Annotated in this window: 12 protein-coding genes; 4 read left to right on the top strand and 8 right to left on the bottom strand. The window is 72.4% G+C overall.

From position 1 onward, the window contains the following. Window positions 1–105: 105 nt before the first annotated feature. Window positions 106–726 (top strand): L-threonylcarbamoyladenylate synthase, encoded by a 621-nt coding sequence (locus tag ACF1CT_RS16340; RefSeq protein ID WP_391784501.1) that lies wholly within the window; start codon window positions 106–108, stop codon window positions 724–726. A gap of 188 nt (window positions 727–914) precedes the next feature. Here ACF1CT_RS16340 and ACF1CT_RS16345 read toward each other — a convergent pair whose 3' ends face one another. After that, entirely contained in the window at window positions 915–1,547 is a 633-nt protein-coding gene (locus tag ACF1CT_RS16345; RefSeq protein WP_391784502.1) for a TetR/AcrR family transcriptional regulator, read from the bottom strand. A gap of 181 nt (window positions 1,548–1,728) precedes the next feature. On the opposite strand from ACF1CT_RS16345, the gene ACF1CT_RS16350 reads away from it, so the two are divergent. Beyond that, a complete protein-coding gene (locus ACF1CT_RS16350; protein ID WP_391784503.1) occupies window positions 1,729–3,201 on the top strand; it encodes an amidase in 1,473 nt (490 codons plus the stop codon). Between the two features lie 65 nt (window positions 3,202–3,266). Here ACF1CT_RS16350 and ACF1CT_RS16355 read toward each other — a convergent pair whose 3' ends face one another. From ACF1CT_RS16355 to ctaD, 5 genes are all read right to left on the bottom strand, one after another. Then, window positions 3,267–3,737 (bottom strand): hypothetical protein, encoded by a 471-nt coding sequence (locus ACF1CT_RS16355; protein ID WP_391784504.1) that lies wholly within the window; start codon window positions 3,735–3,737, stop codon window positions 3,267–3,269. Between the two features lie 293 nt (window positions 3,738–4,030). Beyond that, on the bottom strand, window positions 4,031–4,954 hold the full coding sequence (locus ACF1CT_RS16360) for a hypothetical protein (RefSeq protein WP_391784505.1): 924 nt from the start codon (window positions 4,952–4,954) through the stop codon (window positions 4,031–4,033). 284 nt (window positions 4,955–5,238) lie between these two features. Further along, window positions 5,239–7,275 (bottom strand): hypothetical protein, encoded by a 2,037-nt coding sequence (locus tag ACF1CT_RS16365; RefSeq protein WP_391784506.1) that lies wholly within the window; start codon window positions 7,273–7,275, stop codon window positions 5,239–5,241. A gap of 87 nt (window positions 7,276–7,362) precedes the next feature. Beyond that, window positions 7,363–7,725, bottom strand: coding sequence for a hypothetical protein (locus ACF1CT_RS16370; RefSeq protein ID WP_391784507.1), 363 nt, complete (start codon window positions 7,723–7,725; stop codon window positions 7,363–7,365). Window positions 7,726–7,775: 50 nt separating this feature from the next. After that, window positions 7,776–9,530, bottom strand: coding sequence for a cytochrome c oxidase subunit I (gene ctaD, locus ACF1CT_RS16375; protein ID WP_391784508.1), 1,755 nt, complete (start codon window positions 9,528–9,530; stop codon window positions 7,776–7,778). Between the two features lie 521 nt (window positions 9,531–10,051). On the opposite strand from ctaD, the gene ACF1CT_RS16380 reads away from it, so the two are divergent. Further along, the gene (locus ACF1CT_RS16380; protein ID WP_391784509.1) at window positions 10,052–11,755 is read left to right on the top strand and encodes a GAF domain-containing protein; all 1,704 of its coding nucleotides are present in this window, start codon (window positions 10,052–10,054) and stop codon (window positions 11,753–11,755) included. Window positions 11,756–11,851: 96 nt separating this feature from the next. Here the strand turns inward: ACF1CT_RS16380 and ACF1CT_RS16385 are convergent, their stop codons facing one another. Next, window positions 11,852–12,595, bottom strand: coding sequence for a response regulator (locus ACF1CT_RS16385; RefSeq protein WP_391784510.1), 744 nt, complete (start codon window positions 12,593–12,595; stop codon window positions 11,852–11,854). A gap of 251 nt (window positions 12,596–12,846) precedes the next feature. Here ACF1CT_RS16385 and ACF1CT_RS16390 point away from each other — a divergent pair, with 251 nt between their 5' ends. Further along, entirely contained in the window at window positions 12,847–14,214 is a 1,368-nt protein-coding gene (locus ACF1CT_RS16390; protein ID WP_391784511.1) for a globin domain-containing protein, read from the top strand. Here the strand turns inward: ACF1CT_RS16390 and ACF1CT_RS16395 are convergent. Then, window positions 14,165–14,773 (bottom strand): vitamin K epoxide reductase family protein, encoded by a 609-nt coding sequence (locus ACF1CT_RS16395; RefSeq protein ID WP_391784753.1) that lies wholly within the window; start codon window positions 14,771–14,773, stop codon window positions 14,165–14,167. The genes ACF1CT_RS16390 and ACF1CT_RS16395 overlap by 50 nt on opposite strands. Window positions 14,774–14,898: the final 125 nt, after the last annotated feature.

Below are 14,898 nucleotides of genomic sequence, written 5' to 3' on the forward strand. Positions count from 1 at the left end.
CGCCCAGATGCACAACCTCGCCCTCGCATCATGACCAGAGAACCGCCCTCACCGGCCCTGACCTGCCCGAACGCGGCCTTGTGCAACACCCTTTAGACTCGGCGGATGGCGAAGTACTTCGACGTGCACCCCGAGAACCCTCAGCCCCGCACCATCCGTTCGGTGGCCGACAGCATCCGGTCGGGGGCGCTCGTCGCGTACCCGACGGATTCCTGCTACGCGCTGGGATGCCGACTGGGCAGTCGGGACGGCATCGACCGGATCCGCTCGATCCGGAACCTCGACGACCGTCACCATTTCACCCTCATGTGCCAGAACTTCGCCCAGTTGGGCCAGTTCGTGCACATCGACAACGACGTGTTCCGTGCGATCAAGGCGGCGACACCCGGCAGCTACACCTTCATCCTCCCGGCGACGAAGGAGGTGCCGCGCCAACTGCTGCACCCCAAGAAGAAGACGGTGGGCGTCCGGATTCCCGACCACGTGGTCACCCAGGCGCTGCTCACCGAACTCGGTGAGCCGCTGCTCTCCAGCACCCTGCTCCTGCCCGACGAGGACGAACCTCTGACGCAGGGCTGGGAGATCAAGGAGCGGCTCGACCACGTGGTGGACATCGTGGTCGACTCGGGCGACTGCGGCACCGAGCCGACCACGGTCGTCGACTTCTCCGACGGCGAGGCCGACGTCGTCCGCCGAGGGGCCGGTGACGTCACCCGCTTCGAGTAAGGGCTGTCCCGCTAATCCGCGGTGGAACAGTGCGCGGCGTCGGATGCGGTGCATCGCAAGGCGGAGGGACATGCGCCTACCGGATGTATGCGGATGTTCCGGCAACGCCGCGAGGTGCCGTAGCTGCCGTCGCGCGCCCGCCAGGGATTGCGGGACAGCCCTTGGCCTTCCCGCCGCGAACGCGCGGTTCAGACGGTCCCGTGCTGTTCGTGGGGCGGATCGGCCGGCCGTTCCCAGAGGGCGCCCAGGTGCGCGTGCAGGATGTCCCGTGCCTCCGCCGGGGTCAGCCGGCCGATGAGGACATGCGTGGTGAGGCCGTCGGCGAGGGCGAGCAGCGTACGGGCCTCGCGTGGCGGATCGACGGCCGCGACGCGGTCCGCGTCGTCGGCCGCTTCCTCCAGGAGGCGGGTGACGGCCTCCTGGAGCGCCGCGTAGTTGGCCCTCAGCGTCCGGGCGAGCGGCTCGCTGACGGCCGCCTGCGCGACGAAGGCGAGCCAGACCCTGGCCTCGGCGCGGTGCTCGTCCCGGAGCAGCGAGATCTCGGTGGCCGCGTGGCCGACGGCGGTGCGGGCCGACTGGGCCGGGCTCCTGACGAGGCGGGCCCGCACCCGCTCGCCGACGCGCTCGCCGATGTGCCCGAGGGCGAAGACGAGCATCTCCTCCTTGGTACGGAAGCACCGCTGGACCGCCCCCATCGACACCTCCGCGCGGGCGGCGACATCTCGAAGGGTCACGCCCTCCAGCCCGCGCTCGTCGACGAGCCGGCAGACGGCCTCGGCGATTCGGCGGCGGCGTTCCGCGTGATCCACCTGTCTCGGCATACCGGTCGGCTCCCTGCTTCCACGGCGCTCCCCCGCACGGCGCGCTCCGTTCTGTCCTGCACCTCTGTCCTGCACCGCACTGTATCCGTCTCCCTTCCTTTATCCGATGCGGATGCATCGATTCCCGGCTACCGTTCCGATGCAAACGCATCGGAACGCTTTCGGGAAAGGACATGAGCGCATGCGCAGCCCCTTGTGGAGGATGACGGCCACCGCGCAGGCCGAGGCCGTGCGCGATGCACGGATCTCGGCCGTCGAGCTGATCGACAGCCATCTGGAACGCATCGCCGAGGTCAATCCGCGGGTGAACGCGGTCACCCAGCTCCTTGCCGAGCGCGCACGGGACGCCGCGGCCCGGACGGACCGTCGCAGGGCCGCCGGGGAAACCCTCGGGCCGCTCGCGGGGGTGCCGTTCACGGTGAAGGAGAGCACCCCCGTGGAGGGCGTGCCGACCACGTTCGGCACCGAGCGCTTCCGTGACCTGGTCGCACCGGCCGACGCACCTCCGGTCGCGCGGCTGCGCGCGGCCGGGGCCATCCCCATCGGACACAGCAACATGCCCACGCTGGTACTGGCGGGCATGCACACCCGGAGCGAATTGTTCGGCGACACGGTCAACCCGTGGAACCCCGGCCGCACCCCGGGCGGCACCAGCGGCGGTGACGGTGTCGCCGTCGCCACGGGCATGGCCGCCCTCGGCCTCGGCAACGACTCCGGAGGGTCGGTACGCATTCCCGCCCAGTTCTGCGGCGTGACGGGGCTGAAACCGACGAACGGGCGCTTCGCGGCGGACCATCGAGTCATCGGCCCGGACGACCCCGGGCCCGCCTCGCAGATGCTGGTCACCGACGGGCCGTTGGCGCGGAGCGTCGCCGACCTCCGGCTGGCGTACGAGGTACTCGCGGGGGCCGACCCCCGGGACCCGCGGGCGGTGCCGGTACCCGTGCACGGCCCGCCCCTCCCCGGCCCCGTCGAGGTCGCGGTGGTCGCTGATCCGGGCGGGCACGGCGTCCACCCCACGGTTCGTGGAGCCGTCGAGGCCGCGGCGGAGGCACTGCTCGACGCCGGGTATGCCGTGCGGGAGGTCCCGGACGTGCCGAGGCTGGACGAGGCGCTCGACGTGTACGGCCGGATCACCGTGACGGAGTTCGCCGCGAGCTGGCCGGCGGTACGCAAACTCCTCGGGCCCGGCGGGGACCGCTACATCGGGATGGCGATGGACCGGACCCCGCCCGCGAGCGCGGACGAGTTCATGAAGCTCATGGGCATCTGGCTCAACATCCGCCGCTCGTGGGCCGAATTCCTCGACGTCCACCCCCTGTTGCTCGGCCCGGTGTTCACCGAGCCGCCGGTCGAACCGGGTCTGGAGTCGCGCGACAGAGCCGGACGGGACCGAGTCGGATCGGCCATGCGCCTGTGCACCGTCACCAGTTTCGTGGGCGTGCCCGGCGTGGCCGTGCCGACCGCGGTGGTCGACGGGCTGCCGACCGGGGTACAGATCGTCGGGCGGGCGTTCCGGGAGGATCTGTGCCTCGCCGCCGCACAGGCGGTCGAGGACCGGGTCGGGGTGTTCGCGCCGATCGATCCGCGTGCGGGAGGCGGTGCGGGTCCGGACACGGACCCGGGCCGATGCGGCAACACCGCGGGCACGTGACCGCCGGTCGTCCGCCCGTCCACTGCTTCTCGGCCCGCGGCGGGCTGCCGCGGGCCGCGGGGCGCCTACCGAGGCGACGGAGGGGCGTTCACCGCCTGCCGCGCGGCCGAGACGAAGGCGAGCTTCGCCGCCACGAGGCCGTCGGGTGCCTCGTGGCGGCGCAGGCGGTCGGCGAGGACCTGCGCCGCCGAGGCGACCTCGTCCGGCCCCTCCAGGAGCACGGTGCCCAGTGCGCGTTCCAGGAGCGCCTCGTCGCCACCGCCGCCGCGCCCGCCGGACCGTTCGGTCAGGATCCGGGTCTCCGCCGCTTCGAGGAACCGCACGTAGGTCTGGCGCCGGAGGTCCAGCACACGCACCACCGCCTGCTCCTGAAGAGTCATCCGAACGGTTTCGAGCACCGCGTCGGCCTGCCGCTCCCCGGCCCGCCGTGCCGCCTCGGCCTGCCGGAGACCCGCGCTGCGGGTGTACCAGCCGGTGGCGACGCTGCCCACGATCGCGGCCCCTGCGGCGATCAGCGCGATTCCCAACTCACTCATCGCGCCATCCTCCCGGCCGGCCGGCCAGTCGCGCACCACACTTGCCGAATATGCGGTGCGGATCACCGCGCCCGGTACGGATCCGACGCGCGGTACGACCGCAATCACGTCGCCCGGCGAAACGGGAGAACCCTCCCGAACTGCGAAAACGCCAGGTTTCGGCAATCGCCCCGGTAAGCTGGAACCTTGTAGGCGATGAGCCGTGCTGCTGGCCGCGCGTTCCGCGGTGACCCTGTACCGGCTCCTGGACACGCTCCCGGTCTTCTCCGGTGACGACCGGATCACCCCCCTCTTCACCTTGGTGCCCGGGTCCGGCTTCCGCGTCGACGCGTTGTCCGTGATCGATGCCGTCGGTGGCCGGACCATGCGACCACGATCTCGTTCTCGTGGCGAGCCCGAAGGGCGAACTGAGCCTGCTCCGCGGCACACACGTGCTGCTGCCGCACGGAGCGGCTTTCAACAAGTCGATTCCGGGCGAGGGTTCGGCCGACTCCGCCTCCGGACTGGACCCCCAGTACCTGCTGTCGGCCCACGGCCACGCGCAGACCACACTGCACGCGCTGGCCCACCGCGCCCGGGTCACCCGGCTCGCCGCCGCCAGCCCGCACGCCGCCGCGCGCGCCAAGGTCGTCGGCGATCCCACCCTCGAACGCGTCCTCGCCTCGCTGGCCCTCCGCGACCGCTACCGCGCGGCGCTGGGCACCAGGCCGCGCACGCTGCTCGTCCTCGCCTCGACGTGGGGACCGGAATCCCTGCTGCGGCGGCGCCCCGAACTGCCCATGGAGCTGTCCGCCCAGCTCCCCCACGACGAGTACCAGTTGGCGCTCATCGTGCACCCCGACGAACGGAGTCTGCTCGGCAGTCACGAGCTGACCGAACGCCTGGCTCCGGCCCTCGACGCCGGTCTGGTGCTCGCGGGCCCGCACGAGGAGTGGGCAGCCGTCCTGGTAGCCGCCGACGCCCTGATCACCGGCCACGGGTCCACTGCCCTGTGCTACGCCGCGGCCGGTGACCGACCGGTCGTGGGCGTCCACCACGACGGTGCCGAGTTGATCCCCGGCAGCCCGATGGACACCCTGCTGCGCCGGGTCCCGCGGCTCGGCCCCGCCACGGCGGTACGGGAAGCGCTGGCCGCGTACCGCCCGGGCGGCGTTCGACGAGCGCGGCGAGGCGCTCGGCCGGCTGCGCGCCGAGGTGTACGCCCTTCTCGGTCTCACGCCGCCGTCCTTCGACGCCCCGCCCCGGCTGCGGCCCCCTCCCGCCGTTGCCGCCCGCCGGCCCGCCGGGCTCGGTCCGCCCGGGCATCACCTGACGGTGGAACACGGTGCCACCCGCGAGCAGTTCTCCCGTTCGGCCGGTCTGCTGTACTGCCGCGTGCTCCCGCCGACGCCCGTCGATCCGGCTGTCGAGTGGACCGCGTCCGGGTGGACCCGGCACGCTCTGTCCGCATACCCGGGCTGCCGTACTGCCGCGATCGTGCTGCCCTCGGGGCTGTCCGGGCCTACCGCCGGTCGTCCGGGCCGGGCGGAAGCAGGCCGTTGCGCCGCCGGATGTCCCGCGCGGCCGCACGATGCTCCGCCTCCTGCGCGCCCAGCCCCTGCTCCCGGTCCGTCTCGGCGAAGGCGTCGAGGATCCGCACCTGGTCGAAGGCGGAGCCGCGTCGGTGTGCACCCTCCAGCGCCTGCCGGTACAGCCGGCGGGCCTCGTCCGCGCGGCCCAGCCGTCGCAGAACCCCACCGAGCACGAACCCGGTGCGCGCGCTCATCCTCTCGCGGTGGTCCGCCACGGCCGCCTCGTACGCCTCGGACAGCAGACGACTCGCCGACTCCAGGTCACCGAGCTCGGCCCGCGCCTGACCCAACCGGTACGTCTGCAGCAGGACGCCGTACGGGTTGGGAATCGCGAGGTGCACGTCGCGGGAGCGGGCGAAATCGGCGGCCGCCGCGTTCCAGTCCCCGCGCGCGGAGTTGAGCATGCCGCGGAACTCGATGGCCGAGGCGCGGAGCTTGCGGTCCCGGTCCGATTCCCCCAGCAGGCCGACGGCCGCCATCGCGCTGTCGAGTTCGTGTCCGGCCTCGTCCAGCCGCCCCGACTCCCACAGCGGGCGGGCGAGCTGGCAACGCATCCGCACGATCCACGCCTGGTCGCCGGACCGGGCCGCGCAGGCCGCGCCGAGTCGGAAGACCTCGCTCACGTCCGACTGGTGCGGGTGGTCCAGCGCGTGGGTCCACACGGGTTCGCACAGGGCCACGGCCTCGGCGTCCAGACCTCGCGCGTGGGCCCGGCGCACGCACGCGTACAGCGTGTGCCGTTCCGCGTGCAGCCAGCGGGCCGCCCGCTCGGTCCGCACGGCCCGGACCGCGGGGTCGTCGGTCGCCCCCGGATCCTCCAGGGGAACGTCCGGGGCTCCGGGAACGGGGTCGAGGCGGTCCGCGACGACCAGGCGCCGACCGGCGGTGTACCGGTCGGCGAGCTGGGCCTGCCGCACGAACCAGCGCAGCAGACGTGCCTGTGCCTCGGCCGACTCGCCCTGTTCGTCGTGCGAGCGGGCTCGGCGCCGGGCATGCGCGTGCAACGGCCCCGGGAGCCGCATCCGGCCGTTCTCCTCCTGCCACGCCGCGGACAGTTGCAGCAGCCCCGCCCGGTCCAGCTCCTCCAGCGCGTCCTGCCCCGCTGCGGGCCCCTGCCCGAGCAGTGCGGTGGCGGACTCCGGGGTGAAGGTCGGGCCGGGGTGGTCCGGCAGCAGCCGGTAGAGCGCAGCCGCCGGGGCGGACAGGCCGCGGTAGGCCGCGTCCCAGACGCGTTCCACCCCGGACGACACGCCCTTCTCGTCCAGTTCGGAACGGAGGTCGGCGATCAGGCGCGGCAGCGGCCGCACCCGGTGGGCGCGCACCCAGCGTCCGGCGACGTGCAGGGCCGCGGGCAGACCGTGGCACATCCGCACCATGTCCCGGGCGGCCGCCGGATCGGCGGCCAGCCGTGGGTCCCGGACGACGCGCTCCAGCAGTTCCGTCGCCACGGGGTCCGTCAGCGGCGGCAGCGCCATGTCGACGGCGGCGCCGTCCTCCAGGTCGTACAGCGGGCCGTGACTCGCGACGATCACCAGGCTGTCGCCCGACGCCGGGAGCAGGGGGACGACCTCCGAGGCGTAGCGCGCGTTGTCGACGACGACGATCAGCCGGCTCGCGGACGTCATGTTCCAGTACTGCCGGCATCGCGCCCTGAACTGCCGTTCCAGAAGATCCGGTGCCACGTCGAGCGAGGTCAGCAACTGCGCCAGAACCTCACCGGGGTCCAGCTCGCCGCCCGTCCGGAAGTCGTCCAGGTCGACGGTCAGCACACCGTCCGCAAACCGGTCGCTCAGGGTGCGGGCGATGAGGAAGGCAAGTTCGGTCTTTCCCAGGCCACCCGGTCCGCTCAGCGACAGCACCAAGGGCCGGGAACGGCCCCGCCACTCCTCCACCGCGCGCACGGCGCGTTGCCGCTCCTCGTCACGGTTGACGAAGTGCACTGGTTCCGGCGGCAGTTCGACCCTCATGCAGGCTCCGATCCGATGTCGTCACCCGACATTACCCCGATCCGCCCGTGCGGATCCGTCGCCCGGAGGGCGTGCGCGGCGCCCCGCTCAGCGCTCGTCCTCGGTGTGCCGGGCGGGAGTCGCGGTGGGCATCGGGAACAGGGCGGCCCAGCGCGACTCCGCCTCGCGCCGTTCCTCGCGGCGTCGCAGCCACGCCCGGGCCGCCAGGGTGACGGTGGCGGCGAGGCCGGCCGCCGCCACCCCCGCGACCACGTGCCGGGCGACCGGCGCGAGCAGCAGGAGCATCGTGGCGGCGGCGAACGTCCACCCCGTCAGCACGGCGGCCGCGGCGGGACGCCGGGAACCGGGGCGGTCCTGGGACGCGCGCAGGTCGATGCACGCGGGCAGGTACCAGACGTGCCCCGATACGCAGATCACGGCGACACCGAGGGCCAGGACACCATGGGACATCGGGCAGCTCTCCTTCTGGGTGACGGGGCACGGACCGGTCGTCGACGGGGTCAGTGCTGAGAGGTGACGTGGTCCAGCGCGGCGATCTCCGGATGGTGCAGATCGAAGGCCGGGGACTCGCTGCGGATGCGCGGCAGGGAGGCGAAGTTGTGCCGGGGAGGCGGACAGGACGTCGCCCATTCCAGGGAGCGGCCGTATCCCCAGGGGTCGTCGACGGTGACCCGTTGGCCGTACTGGGAGGTCTTCCAGACGTTGTAGAAGAAGGGCAGGAAGGACAGTCCGAGCAGGAACGAGCCGATGGTGGAGAGGGTGTTGAGGGTGGTGAAGCCGTCGGCGGCCAGGTAGTCGGCGTACCGCCGGGGCATGCCCTGGGCGCCCAGCCAGTGCTGCACGAGGAAGGTGAGGTGGAAGCCGACCGTCAGCACCCAGAAGGTGATCTTCCCGAGGCGCTCGTCCAGCATCTTCCCGGTGAACTTCGGCCACCAGAAGTGGAACCCCGCGAACATCGCGTAGACGACGGTGCCGAAAAGCGTGTAGTGGAAGTGGGCGACCACGAAGTAGGAGTCGGACACGTGGAAGTCGAGCGGCGGTGCCGCCAGGATGACGCCGGTCAGCCCCCCGAAGACGAAGGTGACGAGGAATCCGGTGGCCCACAGCATCGGTGTCTCGAAGGAGAGCGACCCCTTCCACATCGTGCCGATCCAGTTGAAGAACTTCACCCCGGTGGGGACGGCGATCAGGAATGTCATGAAGGCGAAGAACGGCAGCAGCACACCGCCAGTGACATACATGTGGTGGGCCCAGACGGTGACGGACAGTCCGGCGATGGCGATCGTCGCGGCGACCAGTCCGACGTAGCCGAACATCGGCTTCCGGGAGAAGACCGGGACGATCTCCGAGACGATGCCGAAGAACGGCAGGGCCAGCACGTAGACCTCCGGGTGCCCGAAGAACCAGAACAGGTGCTGCCACAGCAGGGCGCCCCCGTTGGCGGGGTCGAAGATGTGCGAGCCGAACTTTCGGTCCAACTCCAGGGCGAAGAGCGCTGCGGCGAGGACCGGGAAGACGAGCAGGATGAGGACGGCGGTGAGCAGCACGTTCCAGGTGAAGATCGACATCCGGAACATGGTCATGCCCGGTGCGCGCATGCAGATGATGGTGGTGATGAAGTTCACCGCGCCGAGGATGGAACCGAAGCCGGAGAGAGCCACGCCCATGATCCACATGTCGGCGCCGATGCCCGGGGAGTGCGTGGCGTCGGACAGCGGGGCGTAGGCGAACCATCCGAAGTCGGCGGCGCCCTGCGGGGTGAGGAAGCCGGCCGCCGCGATCAGCGATCCGAAGAGGAACAGCCAGAAGGCGAGCATGTTCAGCCGGGGGAAGGCGACGTCGGGAGCGCCGATCTGAAGCGGCATCAGCCAGTTCGCGAATCCCGTGAACAGCGGCATGGCGAACAGCAGCAGCATCACCGAGCCGTGCATCGTGAACGCCTGGTTGAACTGCTCGTTGGAGATGATCTGCGTTCCGGGGCGGGCGAGTTCGGCCCGCATCACCAGCGCCATCACACCGCCGATCAGGAAGAAGGCGAACGCGGTGACGAGGTAGAGCGTGCCGATCTGCTTGTGGTCGGTCGTGGTGAGCCACGAGACGACCCGGCCGCGTGCGGGACCGGTGCCGGGAAGGGCGGCGCGGGCGTTCCCGTCGCCGGGGCGGTCCGCGCCCGGCGTGGCCACGGGCGGGGCCCCGGGGGGCTTGGGGCCCTGTGCGGGGATGGCCTCGCTGCCCTGCGATTCCGTTGCTTCCACCGGACTGTTTCCTCCAGCTGTTGCGATGCTCCGAGCGTTCTCCCGGCCGCGCGGGGCGGGCGGAAGAGGTCGGGAAGGTCCGGCGTTTCACGGGGGACGGTCTGCCGGACCTTCCCGGCGCCGCACCATGGTGGTCCGGGGCGGGGGGCGCTCCCCAGGGGCCGACGGGCACCTCCCGCGGGGGCCGACCGGCCCTGCCTCGGTCCCCGCCCAGGGCCGGTCGGCCCCCGCTCCGCACGGCGCGGGAACCGCGCACCGCCGGGCCACCGCTCTCCGGGCTGCCGTAGGCTGACAGGTCGTGTACCGGTTCCAGCCCCGCGGTGATCCGGTGAGCAGATCCCGGCGTACGGCACACGCGTACGGCACACGGCCCCAGAGAACGGCACCCGATGGCAGCGTCAGCACCTTCCGCATCCCCCTCCCCGGACTCCGCCCCCGCCGTGCCCGTGCCCGGGTCGCGCGGGGCTTCGTGCCCGCGTCATGCCGCGGCGACGTGGCCGCAGCCGAGCCGGCCGGACCGGATGCGCGGTCTGCTGGACGCCGTGATGAGTCTGGGGCGCGGGCTGGAGCTGCCCGAGGTGCTGCGTGGCATCGTCGAGGCGGCGGTGACGCTGACCGACGCGGAGTACGGGGCACTCGGCATCGTCGGCGACGGGCAGAAACTGCTGGAGTTCCTGCCGGTGGGACTGGAGCGGGAGGTCGCCGCCCGGATCGGGCAGTCGCCGTGCGGGCGCGGCATCCTCGGCGAGCTGATACGCCACCCGGAACCGCTGCGGCTCACCGATCTGGGCAGCCATCCGCGCAGCTTCGGTTTTCCGCCGCATCATCCTCCGATGCGCACGTTCCTTGGGGTGCCGATCCGGGTGCGCGACGAGGTGTTCGGCAACCTGTACCTCACCGAGAAGCGGGGCGGGGCGGGCTTCGACGACGACGACGAGGCCGTGCTCACCACCCTGTCGATCGCCGCCGGGGTCGCCATCGACAACGCCAGGATGTACGACGAGAGCCGCCGCCGGGAGCGGCGTCTGGAGGCGCTGGGCGAGATCACCCGTTCCCTGCTCTCCGGTGCGGACGCCGGCGAGGTGCTCCATCTGATCGCGGAACGGGCAAGGGAGGTGGCGGGGGCGGACCGTGCGGCGATCCTGCTGCCCACGGCCCGGCAGGGGGCCGCGGCTCAGGCTCCCGTGGGGTCGGGGGCCGAGGAGCCGGGGGCCGAGGAGCGGCTCACCGTGGCCGTCGCCCACGGGAAGGACTGCGACCGTGTGACGGGGTTGTCCGTGCCGGCGTCGGGTTCGCTTGCCGGTCTCGCCGCGCGTACCGGAACGCCCGCGCACTGTGCCGATGTCCGGACGGATCCGCGGGCGCATCCGTTCGGGGACGGCGCCGAGGACGGTCTGGGCCCGGTGGTGGCGGTGCCGTTGCGGGTCGGCACCGGGGCGATGGGGGCGCTGCGCCTCGGGCGTCCGGTCGGGCGCCCGCCGTTCGACGACACCGAGGTCGCGCTCGTGTCCGGCTTCGCCGACCAGGCGGCGATCGCCCTGGAACTGGCCCGGGGCCGGGCCGAGTCCGAGGAGCTCGCCGTGATGCACGACCGGGACCGGATCGCCCGTGATCTGCACGACCTGGCGATCCAGCGGCTGTTCGCGACCGGGATGACGCTCCAGAGCACCACCCGGGCCATCGCCGACCGTCCGGACGCGGCGGAGCGGGTCAGCCGGGCGGTGGACGACCTGGACACCACGATCCGGATCATCCGGTCCACCATCTTCGATCTGCGGACGGCGGACCGCGCGGGCCGCAGCGGGCTTCGGCACCGGATGGCGGAGACCGCGCGGACCGCGGCACGCGCCCTCGGGTTCCGTCCCTCGGTGCGGATCGACGGGCCGGTGGACACCACCGTCCCGGACGAACTTGCCGAGCACGTGGTGGCCGTCGCCGCCGAGGCGGTGTCCAACGCGTCGCGCCACGCCGGTGCGAGCCGCATCGACATCGTGCTGTCGGCGGACGACGCGGTGACGCTGACGGTCACGGACGACGGCATCGGTATCGCGGACGGCCCTGCCGCGGCCGGGGCGGAGGCGGCCGACGACGGCGCGCGGCGGGCGCGGGGCGGCGGACTGGCCAATATGCGGACCCGGGCGGAGCTGTGCGGCGGCACGCTGTCCGTGGAACGGCCGACGGGCGGCGGCACCCGGATCGTGTGGCGCGCCCCGCTCCACGGCTGACCCGCGGGCCGGGGACCCGCACCGCGTCGGGTACCGGGGCGAGTGGCGCCCCGAGGCGGGCGTGAACCGTGGGGCGGGGTGAGCCGTGAACGGGTGTCAGCTCCGCCCCGGACCGGCCCCCTCGCGGTCCTTGATCCGGCCCACGAGCATCGCGGCCTGGATCCGTCGGCCGACTCCCAGCTTCGCCAGGATCGAGGAGATGCGGTTCTTGACGGTCTTCTCGGCCAGGAAGAGGCGTTCGGCGATCTCACGGTTGGTGAGGCCCTCGCCGATGAGGTCCAGGATCTGGCGTTCCCTGGCCGTGAGCCGGTCCAGTTCCGAGAGTTCCGGCTCCTGGGCGGGGACCGGTTCGGGTCCCCTGAGCCGTGCCATGACCCGCGCGGTGGTCCGCGGGTCCAGCATCGACGTACCCGCCGCGACCGTGCGTACGGCGGCGATCAGGTCCGCTCCGTTGATCTGCTTCAGCACATAGCCGGCCGCGCCCGCCATGATGGCGTCGAACAGCGCCTCGTCGTCGTCGAAGGATGTCAGCATCAGGCAGGCGAGTTCGGGCATCAGGGCGCGCAGTTCCCGGCACACCTCGATGCCGGCGTGGTCGCCCCGGGGGTCGTCGCCGAGCCGTACGTCCAGAACGGCCACCTGGGGCCTGGTCGCGGGCACCCGCGCCAGTGCCTCCCGGGCGCAGGACGCCTCCCCGACCACCTCGATGCCGTCCTCCGCCTCCAGCAGATCGCGCACACCGCGTCGTACGACCTCGTGGTCGTCGAGGATGAAGACGCGCACGGGATCGGCCGGCCGCGGCGGGGTCGTGTTCGGCGGGGTCTTCGCTGGGTCGTTCACACCATGCTCGATCGGCTCGGGGAAAAGGCGGGCGACCACCAGTATGTGTGTCCGCCCGCCGGCCCGGGCGCCGGGGTTTCGAAACACGGGAAACAGAATCTGAACAGGGCCGAAAGGCCCTGTGACCAGGGCCGGTCGGCGAGGTGGCCGCGGTGCCATACTGACGCCGCCGAGATCGTTCCGGGCACCCCGGCGTCGCCCCGTCCCGGCCCCGCACCCCCCACCGCACCGTCCCGAGGAGTCACCCGTCCATGAACACCCCGAGCGAGGACTACCACGCACTGCTCGCCCGGCACGACGCGATGCGGCTGCGGCGGCGCATCCTGTCCCCGGCCGGCACGGAGGCCGAGCCGTGGTCCGCCCAACCGCCTCGGACGTACGACGGCACGGCGGACCAGCGGCTGATCGGTGACTGTCTGGCGCTGGTCGGCCCGTTGGACGGGCTGATCGCCGAACTGTACCGGGCCCTGTTCGACCGGCACCCGTATCTGCGGTCCCTGTTCCCCGAGTCGATGGCGTTCCAGCAGGCGCACCTCGCCGAGATCTTCCGCTATCTGATCGGCAATCTGCACCGGACGGACGACATGATCGACACGTTCGCGCAGTTGGGGCGCGACCATCGCAAACTCGGTGTGCGTCCGGCCCACTTCGAGGCCTTCGAGGCGGCACTGATCGAGGCGCTGCGTCTGCGGGCCGGCCACCGGTGGAGCGACGAACTGGAGAACGCCTGGCTGCGGATGCTGCGCCTTGCCGTCTCGGCGATGGTCAGGGGCGCCGACGAGGCGATCGCCGAACCTCCGAGCTGGGACGCGACGGTGACCTCGCACGAGCTCCGCTCGCCGGATCTCGCGGTGCTGACCGTACGCCCCCATCAGCCCTACGCCTTCACGGCGGGGCAGTACGCGTCCGTGGAGTCGCCGCTGCTGGAGCAGGCGTGGCGCCCGTACTACCTGGCCCGCGCACCGCATCCGGACGGCGATCTGGAGTTCCACGTACACGCCCGCGGCGCCGGCGGGGTGAGTGACGCGCTGGTGCACCGCACCCGGGAGGGCGACACCGTGCGCGTCGGCGCGCCGCGCGGCGCGTTGGCGCTGCCCCGTCACACCCCGTCCGCCGAGGTGCTGCTGATCGCCTCGGGCACGGGCTGGGCCGCGATGAAGTCGCTGCTCCAGCAGGTCGACGCCGAACGCTCGCGGGCCCACCGGGTACGGCTGCTGCTGGACGGCGGCGCGGGCGGCGGCATGTACGACTCGGCGTACCTGGAGGCGTTCCGGCGCGGGCGTCCCTGGCTGACCGTGCTCCCCACCGGACCCTTCACCGACCAGGGGCTGCGGACCCTGTGCGGCGGACCGGCACGGGGCCGCGGGGAGGCGTCCGGGCAGCACGTCTTCCTGGCCCTGGCCCCCGAGGTGTCCTCGTCGGACCCGACGGGGGCCGTGGCGGCCCGGCTGGCCGCCGCCGGTGTCCCGGCCGCCTGTGTCCATCACGACAGCTCCGGCGTCGTGATGGGCACGGGAGCGGCCGACGGGGCTGCCGGATACGCGGTGGCCGGCACGATCGGCGAGACGGTCACAGGAATGTCGCCCAGTACGACCAGAACCGGGTTGCTATCAGCATGACGATGACCAGGCACCAGGTCACCGGCACCGCCAGCGGGAACTCCAGTACGGCGGCGACCAGCGCCCGGGGAGCGGGCAGCACCCCGTGGCGCAGGTTGTGCACCGTGGTGTGGCAGAACATGAAGACGGTCGCCACCCAGACGAGCATGCACCACAGGCAGAGCGCACCGATCTCGTAGAGCGCCTGCGTCATCAGCCACATGCAGAAGCCGGCCCCGAGGAGGGTGCCCAGGTTCAGTCCCAGCCAGTACCACCGCCGGTAGCGTGCGCCCGCGAGCAGGCCGGCTCCGACGCCCATCACCACCCCGAAGCCGATCAGCCCCAGCAACGGGTTCGGGAAGCCGAACACCGAGGCCTGTTCGCTGCGCATCACATCCGTGCAGGACAGCACGGGGCTCAGGGAGCAGGCGGGGACGAAGCCGGGGTCGGCGAGCAGTTCGAACTTGTCGACGGTGATCATGAAGGAGCCCAGCAGCCCGAGCGCGGCGGTCACGATCAGCAGCCACCCGAATCCGGTCCGGGCACCGACACGTTCACGGTCTCCGTCGGCGCCCGGCATGCCGCCCACGGGTGAAGGGGTGTCGTCCGCCCGCCGGGTAGGCCCGTCGTCGTCTGGCCCGCTCCCCCGGTCGTGCCCGGTCCGGGAGGGCGGGGCCACCGTCCGCGGCCGCTGTGCCGGTGACC

The sequence above is a fragment of the Streptomyces sp. NPDC014734 genome (genome assembly GCF_043083325.1).
Taxonomy (GTDB): Bacteria; Actinomycetota; Actinomycetes; order Streptomycetales; family Streptomycetaceae; genus Streptomyces.

What these genes read in the sequence shown, in the direction of transcription:
- ACF1CT_RS16340 (WP_391784501.1), top strand. Translation starts at nt 106, where the DNA reads ATGGCGAAGTACTTCGACGTGCACCCCGAGAACCCTCAGCCCCGCACC.
- ACF1CT_RS16345 (WP_391784502.1), bottom strand. Translation starts at nt 1,547, where the DNA reads ATGCCGAGACAGGTGGATCACGCGGAACGCCGCCGCCGAATCGCCGAG.
- ACF1CT_RS16350 (WP_391784503.1), top strand. Translation starts at nt 1,729, where the DNA reads ATGCGCAGCCCCTTGTGGAGGATGACGGCCACCGCGCAGGCCGAGGCC.
- ACF1CT_RS16355 (WP_391784504.1), bottom strand. Translation starts at nt 3,737, where the DNA reads ATGAGTGAGTTGGGAATCGCGCTGATCGCCGCAGGGGCCGCGATCGTG.
- ACF1CT_RS16365 (WP_391784506.1), bottom strand. Translation starts at nt 7,275, where the DNA reads ATGAGGGTCGAACTGCCGCCGGAACCAGTGCACTTCGTCAACCGTGAC.
- ACF1CT_RS16370 (WP_391784507.1), bottom strand. Translation starts at nt 7,725, where the DNA reads ATGTCCCATGGTGTCCTGGCCCTCGGTGTCGCCGTGATCTGCGTATCG.
- ACF1CT_RS16380 (WP_391784509.1), top strand. Translation starts at nt 10,052, where the DNA reads ATGCGCGGTCTGCTGGACGCCGTGATGAGTCTGGGGCGCGGGCTGGAG.
- ACF1CT_RS16390 (WP_391784511.1), top strand. Translation starts at nt 12,847, where the DNA reads ATGAACACCCCGAGCGAGGACTACCACGCACTGCTCGCCCGGCACGAC.
- ACF1CT_RS16395 (WP_391784753.1), bottom strand. Translation starts at nt 14,773, where the DNA reads ATGCCGGGCGCCGACGGAGACCGTGAACGTGTCGGTGCCCGGACCGGA.